The sequence below is a fragment of the Roseomonas sp. KE0001 genome (assembly GCF_016107285.1).
In the GTDB taxonomy this organism is placed as follows: Bacteria; Pseudomonadota; Alphaproteobacteria; order Acetobacterales; family Acetobacteraceae; genus Pseudoroseomonas.
The window spans coordinates 1-8,919 of sequence record NZ_RCVQ01000023.1 but is presented as its reverse complement, the minus strand read 5'-3'; the positions used below and the strand labels follow the sequence as shown (position 1 = coordinate 8,919).

The 8,919-nt window shown below is 69.0% G+C and carries 10 protein-coding genes and 1 pseudogene; 9 read left to right on the top strand and 2 right to left on the bottom strand.

Going from position 1 to position 8,919, the window contains the following annotated elements:
• The first annotated feature begins 199 nt into the window (after positions 1–199).
• Positions 200–996, top strand: a protein-coding gene (locus D9598_RS20530; protein ID WP_370592103.1) for an IS5 family transposase whose coding sequence is annotated in 2 segments (ribosomal slippage) — positions 200–559 and positions 562–996 — 795 coding nt in all. Because the reading frame shifts where the segments join, the coding sequence is not laid out codon by codon here.
• Here D9598_RS20530 and D9598_RS21705 read toward each other — a convergent pair.
• Together D9598_RS21705 and D9598_RS20520 are read right to left on the bottom strand one after the other, a co-directional pair.
• Positions 967–1,371 carry an AAA family ATPase gene (locus D9598_RS21705; RefSeq protein ID WP_198368349.1) on the bottom strand — a complete coding sequence of 135 codons (405 nt, stop codon included), beginning with the start codon at positions 1,369–1,371 and terminating at the stop codon, positions 967–969. The genes D9598_RS20530 and D9598_RS21705 overlap by 30 nt on opposite strands.
• Positions 1,372–1,471: 100 nt before the next feature.
• Positions 1,472–2,116: pseudogene (locus D9598_RS20520) on the bottom strand (SOS response-associated peptidase).
• Between the two features lie 238 nt (positions 2,117–2,354).
• Here D9598_RS20520 and D9598_RS20515 point away from each other — a divergent pair.
• From D9598_RS20515 to D9598_RS20480, 8 genes are all read left to right on the top strand, one after another.
• Positions 2,355–2,777, top strand: a complete 423-nt coding sequence (locus D9598_RS20515; protein WP_198368348.1) for a PadR family transcriptional regulator — start codon at positions 2,355–2,357, stop codon at positions 2,775–2,777.
• A 54-nt stretch (positions 2,778–2,831) separates the two neighbouring features.
• Positions 2,832–4,286, top strand: a complete 1,455-nt coding sequence (locus D9598_RS20510; protein WP_198368347.1) for an FAD-dependent oxidoreductase — start codon at positions 2,832–2,834, stop codon at positions 4,284–4,286.
• Entirely contained in the window at positions 4,283–5,533 is a 1,251-nt protein-coding gene (locus tag D9598_RS20505; protein WP_198368346.1) for an MFS transporter, read from the top strand. Before D9598_RS20510 ends, D9598_RS20505 begins: the two co-directional genes overlap by 4 nt.
• A gap of 99 nt (positions 5,534–5,632) precedes the next feature.
• Entirely contained in the window at positions 5,633–6,379 is a 747-nt protein-coding gene (locus D9598_RS20500) for an ABC transporter permease (protein ID WP_370592102.1), read from the top strand.
• A gap of 29 nt (positions 6,380–6,408) precedes the next feature.
• The gene (locus D9598_RS20495; RefSeq protein WP_198368345.1) at positions 6,409–7,383 is read left to right on the top strand and encodes an ABC transporter ATP-binding protein; all 975 of its coding nucleotides are present in this window, start codon (positions 6,409–6,411) and stop codon (positions 7,381–7,383) included.
• Between the two features lie 50 nt (positions 7,384–7,433).
• Positions 7,434–7,775 carry a GNAT family N-acetyltransferase gene (locus tag D9598_RS20490; protein WP_232477492.1) on the top strand — a complete coding sequence of 114 codons (342 nt, stop codon included), beginning with the start codon at positions 7,434–7,436 and terminating at the stop codon, positions 7,773–7,775.
• A 75-nt stretch (positions 7,776–7,850) separates the two neighbouring features.
• Positions 7,851–8,093: a heavy-metal-associated domain-containing protein gene (locus D9598_RS20485; RefSeq protein ID WP_232477491.1), complete on the top strand. Its 243-nt coding sequence runs from the start codon at positions 7,851–7,853 to the stop codon at positions 8,091–8,093.
• A 22-nt stretch (positions 8,094–8,115) separates the two neighbouring features.
• Positions 8,116–8,919, top strand: an 804-nt coding sequence (locus D9598_RS20480; RefSeq protein ID WP_255528817.1) for a cation transporter, incomplete at its 3' end; no start/stop codon positions are given.

Sequence of the window (8,919 nt, the reverse complement as noted above, 5' to 3'; positions counted from 1 at the left end):
TCTGCTTGGCCTGCTCCTGCTGATCGAGGGGAACTTGGGACTTGTAATGGTCATTGAGGTGCCGGATGGCTTGTCCCCAAAGGGACCACTGGGAGGTGCCAAACTGTCGGTCGTAGTTGCGATCCGCATCTAGGCCGCGTGGACGAACCGGCACAGGGGGGATTCCCCCGAGGCGGATGACGTGATTCGAGGCTGACCTCTGGAGAGGAGGTCGGCCTTGGTTCGGGATCGTTTGACGGATGCGGAGTGGGCGATCTTCGCCCCGTTCCTGACGGAGCAGTCGGCCCGCGGCGGCCGCCCACCGAAGGACCACCGGCGCACGCTGGACGGCATCTTCTGGATCACCCGAACCGGCGCGCCGTGGCGTGACCTGCCCGAGGAACTCGGGAAGTGGAACTCGGTCCACCGCCAGTTCCGGCGCTGGACCACCTCCGGCATCTGGGACGTGCTGTTGCAGGCGCTCGCCGACAGCGGCGGCGAGGCCGACATGCTCCAGATGATCGACAGCACCATCATCCGGGCGCACCACTGCGCTGCCGGAGGAAGGGGGGGACCCAAAGTCAGGCTCTCGGCCGCTCGCGCGGCGGCTTCTCGACCAAGCTCCACCTGCGTGCCAATGCCGATGGCCTGCCCATCAGCGTCGTGCTGACGCCCGGCGAGGCCCACGACCTAATCGCCTATGACGACCTCATGGCCGAGCGCGACAGCGATCCCGGCGTGCTGCTCGGTGACAGGGGCTACGACAGTGACCGCCTGCGGCAGGATGCGCGCGACCGGGGGGCCCAGCCGGAGATCCCGACCAAGCGGAGCCGCAAGGTGCAGCACAGCGTCAACCGACGCCTCTACGCCCTGCGTTCCCGCATCGAGTGCTTCATCAACCGTCTCAAGAACTGCCGCCGCGTGGCCACCCGCTACGACCACACCGCTTCCAGCTTTCTCGGCTTCGCCCTGCTCGGCTGCATCCGCTTATGGATCAGGTTCGTCCACGCGGCCTAGGTAGACCAGCGGAAAGGCTGCTCTAACCTCATTACTCAGGAAGGTAGGCGTCGAGTTGGAAGTGGTGGTGTACCTGGCGCCAGTGGCACGGGGTTCCCCGTGGACGTACTCGTAAAACAACCAGTCAACATTCTTTGGATTGGGCCGGAACTGAACCCCAACTTGCATGCCGCCGCGCCGTGATTTTCCGAAGAAGTCAGAATCCATCAGACCGTTAGCAGACGGCCATTTGCCGCCCAAAAGGAAGTCCAGAGCCGACAGGATGTTGGTCTTGCCGGAGTTGTTCGGGCCTATCAGGGCGGTGAGTTTTCCGGGGTAGAAATCCAATTCCCGGATGGAACGGTAGTTCCTAATGCAAACTCTCTGGATCTGCACGCCGTCCCCCGAGCTGGCCTAATGGGTGACATAATTGCTTACTTGCGCTTGCGTTACAACTTTCGGTTGATGTCTAAGGCGCTGGTATTTGGCTTAGTCCTCAGTTCGGGTCCTTCCGGTTGCCCTTCGACACGATGAGCATGTCCTCGTCCGGCAGCGGGCGCTGCAGCTCGCGGGCGACCTCCCACGGCGCCTCTAGCCAGGTGTCCATCTCGTCCGGGGTCGTCAGCAGCACCGGCATCGCCTTGGGGTGGATGGCGCCCACCGTCTCGTTGGGGTCGCAGGTCAGGAAGCCTTAGAGCTCGTGCTCGCCCTCGACCGGGTTCGACTTGGGGCCGCGGGTGCCGGTCCAGGTGGTCCAGATGCCTGCGAAGGCGAACGGCGGCCGCTCCTCGGACAGCGCGAACCACACCGGCGTCTTCCTGGGCTTGGTGTCCTCCCACTCGGAGAAGGATGTCACCGGCACCAGGCAACGGTGCGCCGGGCCGAGCCAGCGGCGCCAGTGCGGGCTACGGGTGTTGCGGATGTTGGTCACGGGATGGCCGCCGTACTGCTCCGGGCCCGGCATGCCCCAGCGCATCATGGTCAGCTCCCGCTCGCCGTCCTCCGCCTGCCGCACGACGGGCGCCATGCTGTCGGGGTAGATGGCGGGCAGGGGAGGGAGGTTTCCGGTGCGATCCCGCGTGGCGCTGGTCAGCTTCAGGATGGCCCGCTGGTTGCTGATCATGGAGTAGAGATCGCACATCGCCTGTCTCCCGCAGGCGTGGATTCCTGCCCCGCGCCCTAGGCACCCTACCTGTCGTCGCCGCTGTCCAGAAGCCGGTCAGCGAGGTGTCAGCTCAGCCCAAAGCAGCCGATTGCCCAACGCGAGCAGCTTCCCACGACCGGACATAGCTCAACAGGCCAGCCAATGGCGGAGCCAGGCTCGACGGGGGCCAATGAGCCACCTTGATACCTCGCCCTCCAAGGTATAGCGTTTCGCCATGTCGAAGGAACCTGCCCTCCGCGCCGTCGCCCGTCCCGCCCCGGACTTCACGGACCGGGCCTACTGGGCTGGGACCATCAAGATGGCGCTCAGCCGTTTCTTCGTCCTCCAGGTGCTGCACGATGGCCCGGCGCACGGCTACGACATCGCGCGCGCCGTGGAACGGACCACCAACGGCTGCTGCTCACCGTCCGAGGGCGCCCTCTACCCGACACTGCGCGAGTTCGAGCAGGGCGGCTACGTCACCTCCGAGGCCGAGGTGGTCTCCGGCCGCGAGCGCAAGGTCTACACCCTGACTGACAAGGGCCGAAAGGCCTTCAAGGTCGGCCTGGAAGCCTGGATGGACGCTACGGCCACCCTGACCGAGACCGACCGCGCCGCATCGGCCCGCAGCAAGGCCAAGGGCGCCTGCCAATGCTGACCTTTGGCTTGACCGGATACATCGCCCACCGAGGCATACCGAAGGAAACGTCAGATGAGCTCCTGCTGCTCCGGCAAGCCGGGCCCTCAGAACAGGGCCGCTGAGGGCTTCACGAACCCTGACCCGCTGCCCGTCGCCGTCATCGGCGGCGGCCCGGTGGGCCTGGCCGCCGCGGCGCACCTGCTCGCGCGCGGCCTCGAGCCGGTGGTGTTCGAGGCCGGGCCCTCGGTCGGCACGGCGCCACTCGGCTGGGGCCACGTCCACGCCTTCTCCCCCTGCCGGTACAACGTGGACCGCGCCTGCCGCGCGCTCCTGGAGCGGCACTGGTGGAGGGCTCCGGATGCCGAAGCCTTCCCGACCGGCCGCGATTTGGTGGGGGACTACCTGGCGCCTCTGGCCGCCCTGTCGGAGATCGCCGCCACCCTGCGCCTGGACACGCGGGTCATCGGCGTGGCGCGGTCGCGGGCAGGCAAGGTGCGTGACGCCGGTCGCGAGCGGCAGCCCTTCGAGGTCCGGTTCCAGGCCGATGGCCGGGAGAGCCGGATGCTGGCGCGGGCGGTCATCGTCGCCACCGGCACCTGGGGGCATCCGAACCCGGCAGGCGCCTCCGGCCTCCCCGCCATCGGCGAGCGCCAGGCGGCCGACCGCATCCGCTACGGCATGCCGGACGCGCTGGGCGCCGAGCGCGGCCGCTACGCGGGCCAGCGCGTCCTCGTCGTCGGCTCCGGCCATTCGGCCGTCGGCACCCTGATCGACCTCGCCATCCTGGCCGGGCAGGCGCCGGGCACGACCATCCTGTGGGCGGCCCGCAGCGCCGACCTGACGCGGGTCTACGGCGGCGGCGCGGCCGACCAGTTGCCGGAGCGCGGCGCCCTGGGCCAGCGGCTGCGTCACCTGGTGAAGACCGGAGCCGTGAAGCTCCTCGCGCCCTTCTCCGTGGACGAGGTCCGCCGTGGCGCCGACGGTTCCCTGCAGGTCATGAGCCTCGAGGGCAGGATGGTGGACGCCGACGAGATGGTGGTGGCCACCGGCCTGCGCCCCGACCTCGGCATCCTCGGCGAGGTGCGCCTCGACCTGGACCCGGCGCTGGAATGCCCGCGCGTGCTGGCGCCGCTGATCGACCCCAACCTGCACTCCTGCGGCACCGTGCGCCCGCACGGCGCCTTTGAACTCCAGCAGCCGGACAGCGGGCTTTTCCTTGCCGGGATGGCCAGCTACGGCCGGGCGCCCACCTTCCTGCTGGCGACCGGCTATGAGCAGGTGCGCTCCATCGCCGCCTTCCTGGCGGGCGACCTGGAGGCGGCGCGCCGGGTGGAACTCGACCTGCCGCAGACGGGTGTCTGCAGCAGCAGTCGCGTGCTGCCCACCGACGCCGAGGCGGCGTCCTGCTGCACGCCCACGACGCCCCAGGGCGCCTGCTGCGCTCCCAAGCCTGAGCTGGACGCGGCGACGCCGTGCTGCGGCACCGCGACCCAGAAGGTGGCCACTCCGGCCGAGCCAGCCGAATGAGCCAGGCCGCGCTGCCGGGGCACGCCGTCCCCGCCGACGCCGCGACGCGCCGGAACCGGCTGACGGTCGTGTCCGCCATCGGCGTCGCCCAGATCCTCGCCTGGGGTTCCTCCTACTACCTGCTGGCCGTCCTCGCCGGGCCGATCGCCGCGGACACGGGCTGGCCGCTGACCTGGATCATGGGCGCCCTGTCCATCGGCATGCTGGTCTCCGGCCTGGTGTCCCCGCGCATCGGCCACCTCATCGACCGGCGCGGCGGCCGCCCCGTGCTGGCGGCGAGCGCCGTCCTGCTCTCCGCGGGCCTGCTGCTGCTCGGGCTGGCGCCGAGCCTGCCGGTCTTCGTGCTGGCCTGGATCGTCCTCGGGCTGGCCATGGGCGCCGGTCTCTACGACCCGGCCTTCTCGACGCTGGGTCGGCTCTACGGCGAGCACGCGCGCCCGGCCATCACCCACGTGGCCCTGTTCGGCGGCTTCGCCAGCACCGTCTGCTGGCCGCTCAGCGCCTTCCTGGTTGACCACCTGGGCTGGCGCGGCGCCTGCCTGACCTACGCTGCCATCCACCTGGCCATCGTGCTGCCGCTCTACCTGTTCGGCGTCCCACGCGAGGCGGCCAAGCCCGCTCCGGCATCCGTGGCCAAGGCGGCCGGAGCGCCGGGCCACGTGCAGGCCAGCCAGCGCCACGCCTTCGTCATCCTGGCAGCGGGGTTCAAACTGGCGGCGGTCATCATGACCGTGGTCTCCGTCCACCTGCTGACGCTGCTGCAGTCGCAAGGGCTGGCCCTGGCCGCCGCCGTCGCCCTGGGCACGCTGATCGGCCCGGCCCAGGTCGGTGCCCGCGTGCTGGAGATGCTCTTCGGCAGGAAGGCTCATCCCATCTGGAGTCTGGTCGCCTCGGCGGTGCTGGTTGCGGTCGGCCTGGGCATGCTGGTGGGCGCGCCGGGCGTCGCGGCGGCGGGCATCGTCATGTACGGCATGGGCAGCGGCATCCGCTCCATTGCCCGCGGCACGGTGCCCTTGGCCCTGTTCGGCAAGGAGGGCTACGCGGTGCTGATGGGGAAGATCGCGATGCCGACCCTCATCGCGCAGGCCGCCTCACCCTTCCTGGGCGCCTGGCTGCTGGACAGCTTTGGCGCCTCCACCACGCTGGCCGTGCTGTGCGCTACCGCCGTCCTGAACATCCTGATGGTGCTGGCGCTCGTGCCGTATGCGCTCCGGCGGCAGCGCCGCGACGCCCGGCAGGCGCCTTGACCTTCCCACGGAAGTAAGATGCAGGCTGCCAGGTCACACGCGGTGATGGAGAGTGGTTTGTCGGCTACGCGGCTTGGCTGTGGAGTGAACTGGATAGGGGTGGCCACTCTCTATCGGCGCGAGGTCCAGAGATTCCTCGCGGTCGCAGCTCAGACGGTCGGCGGCCCCGTGGTCAGCACGCTGCTCTTCCTGGCCGTCTTCGGTGTGGCGCTTGGCCGCCATGCACCGGAGCCGGGTGGCGTTCCTTACCTGGTCTTCGTCACCCCGGGCCTCATCATGATGGCGGTCTTGCAGAACGCCTTCGCCAACACCTCGTCGTCTCTCCTTGTCGCGAAAGTCCAAGGCAACATCGTCGACCTCCTGCTGGCGCCGCTCGGGCCCGGGGAGTTCCTGACCGGCATGGCGCTTGGGGGTGTCACACGAGGCGTCCTGGTAGGCGCGCTGACCGCCCTGGCCGCCGCGCTCTTCGTGCCCCTGCCGCTCGCGAACCTCGCCCTCTGCCTGTTCTACGCCGTCGGCGGCTCCCTGCTGTTCGCACTGCTGGGCGTTCTGGGCGGGTTGTGGGCCCAGAAGATGGACCACCAGGCCGCCGTGACGAACTTCGTCATCGCGCCGCTGACGCTGCTGTCCGGCACCTTCTATGCCGTCAGCAGTCTGTCCGAGCCATTCCGCTCGATCGCCTATGCCGATCCCGTCTTCTACATCGTGGACGGCTTCCGGCACGGCGTCACGGGCCATTCGGAAGCATCACCGCTCGTTGGAATTCTCGTGGTACTGGTCTCCAATGGCCTGCTCGGCGTCCTGTGCCATCGGCTACTCGCGTCGGGCTGGCGGCTGCGCCAGTGACCCAGCCGACGTCGAGGACGAGGCCCGCGATGACTGAGCACGGCCAACCTGCGGCGGCCATCGTGGTGGAGGGCCTCCAGAAGGTCTATCCAGGTACAGGCGGCCGGGCCGCCAAGCACGCCCTCAAGGGGGTGAACCTGACCATCCCCCGAGGTAGCATCTTCGGCCTGCTCGGCCCGAACGGCGCCGGGAAGTCGACCCTCATCAACATCCTGGCCGGGCTGGTGACGAAATCGGCCGGGACGGCACGGGTCTGGGACATCGACATCGACGAGGCGCCACGGGCGGCACGGGCCGCGATCGGCGTCGTGCCGCAGGAACTCACCCTGGACCCCTACTTCCCCGCCCAGGCCGCGCTCGAACTCCAGGCCGGGTTGTTCGGTATCCCAAAGGCGGCCCGACGCACCGACGAGCTCCTCGAGGTTCTGGGACTGGCGGACAAGGCCACGGCTCCCGCGCGCAGCCTTTCCGGCGGCATGCGACGGCGGCTCATGGTGGGCAAGGCGCTGGTCCACAGTCCGCCCGTCCTCGTGCTCGACGAACCCACGGCGGGCGTGGACGTGGCTCTGCGCCAGCAGCTTTGGGATTACGTCCGGCTGCTCAATCGCCAGGGCACCACCGTCCTGCTCACGACCCATTACCTCCAGGAGGCGGAGGCGCTGTGCGATCAGATCGCCGTTCTGGCCGACGGACAGGTCGTTGCCCATGACACCACAGACGCCCTGTTCCGGCGCGTGGAGGACCAGGAACTCGTCGTCGACGTCTCGCCGCCGGTCAGCGCTCTCCCCGATGCGCTCGGTGCCTTCAGTCCTGTGCTGGCCAGCCCAACAAGGCTGGTGTTCCGCTACGGGCAGGCGAGCGGCAATGTCGATGGAATGCTCGCCGCCATCCGTGCCGCAGGGCTGCGTATCACGGGCGTGACCACGAAGCAGCCGGACCTGGAGAACGTTTTCCTCCAGCTCGTGCAAGGCTCAGCGAGCGACCGTGAAGGGGCAACCAACTGAAGCGCTTCGCAGACCAGGTGCTCTCGACCAGCCACAGGAACCTTTCACCCATGCCTGAGCCGAACACAGCCGCTCTCGCCAAGCAGCGTCCCGAAGTCACCGTTCGGCCTGCCATGGATGCCGACATGGACGCCGTTGCCGCCATTTACCGGCACCCCGTCCTGCACGGCACCGCCACCTTCGAGACGGAGCCGCCGACTACTGAGGAGATGCGGCAGCGCCGGGCCGCCACAACCGAGCGCGGGCTGCCCTACCTGTTGGCCGAAGGCAGCGATGGCCGTGTGCTCGTTACGCCCACGCGAGCGCCTGCTGGTCTCGACCTCCATGTCGCTGCCCGGCCAAGCTCGTCGACCTTGAACGTCTTCCAGGCAACCACGGTATTGACCCTGTAGTGGCTACAGGGTCCATATCGGCGGCCTTCCATCCCGCTGCGACCCGCGTGGATGCTTGAAAGGGGAAGGCGATCGATGACGATGCACGAAGGCACGGCGGCCCCGGTGGAGCTGCGTTACCTGGTCGAGGGCATGGATTGCTCTGGCTGCGCCCTGAAGATCGAGGACGCCGTCGAGCAGCTCGGCGGCGCCCAGGACATCCAGGCCAATTACAAGACGCAGGTCCTTGAGCTGCGGCTTGATGAGGCCACCACGCCCCGCACGGCGCTCGAAGAGAAGATCCGCGGTCTCGGTTACGGTGTGGCGCCTCTGGCGTGACCTAGGGAGCAGGACAACAGCCATGGCTGACGGCGGAACGGCTACACGCGATCCTGGATCCAGGGCGGCCCTGCGGTACCACGTGGAGGGCATGGATTGTCCCTCCTGCGCCTCCAAGATCGAGACGGCTGTCGGCCGTTTCGAAGGCGCCGGGGACATCCGGATCAACTACCACCGCCAGGTGCTGGCCTTCCGGCTGGACGAGGCAGCCACGCCGCGCTCGGCCGTGGAGGAGCAGATCCGCAAGCTCGGCTACGGCGTCGCCCCCGTCGAGGCGCCGCGGGTGGTCGCGGGCGAGCTTGGCGCCGCCGCCGACGTGGCGCTCGTTCGTCCGCGCCAGCCATGGTGGAAGGGGAAAAAGGCGCGGCTCGCCGCGGTAATCGGCGTCCTCATGGTGGCCGGGTTTGCCGTCTCGCTCGCTGTCCCGGCCCTGGACCACTGGGTTTACCTGCCCGCCGCCCTGCTCGGCCTTGTCTACTTCGGCCGCAAGGCCATCGCCGCGGCACGCGCCGGGTCGCCCTTCAGCATCGAGATGCTGATGTCGATCGCGACGGTCGGCGCCATCGCCATCGGAGCGACCTCCGAGGCGGCCGTGGTGGTGTTCCTGTTCACCGTCGGCGAGCTGCTCGAGGGCATGGCGGCCGGACGGGCGCGCGCTGGCATCGAGGCGCTCGGCGCCCTGGTGCCGAGGACTGCGCTGCGCATCGAGGATGGCACGGCGCGGGAGGTGCCCGCCGCCAGCCTGAAGGTCGGCGACCTCGTCCTGGTCCGCCCGGGCGATCGCGTCTCGGCCGACGGCGAGGTGACCGAGGGCGAGTCCGAGGTG

Excerpts from the sequence above, each read along its gene's own strand:
- D9598_RS20485 (WP_232477491.1), top strand. The coding sequence starts at position 7,851 with ATGACGATGCACGAAGGCACGGCGGCCCCGGTGGAGCTGCGTTACCTG.
- D9598_RS20490 (WP_232477492.1), top strand. The coding sequence starts at position 7,434 with ATGCCTGAGCCGAACACAGCCGCTCTCGCCAAGCAGCGTCCCGAAGTC.
- D9598_RS20510 (WP_198368347.1), top strand. The coding sequence starts at position 2,832 with ATGAGCTCCTGCTGCTCCGGCAAGCCGGGCCCTCAGAACAGGGCCGCT.
- D9598_RS20515 (WP_198368348.1), top strand. The coding sequence starts at position 2,355 with ATGTCGAAGGAACCTGCCCTCCGCGCCGTCGCCCGTCCCGCCCCGGAC.
- D9598_RS20505 (WP_198368346.1), top strand. The coding sequence starts at position 4,283 with ATGAGCCAGGCCGCGCTGCCGGGGCACGCCGTCCCCGCCGACGCCGCG.
- D9598_RS20495 (WP_198368345.1), top strand. The coding sequence starts at position 6,409 with ATGACTGAGCACGGCCAACCTGCGGCGGCCATCGTGGTGGAGGGCCTC.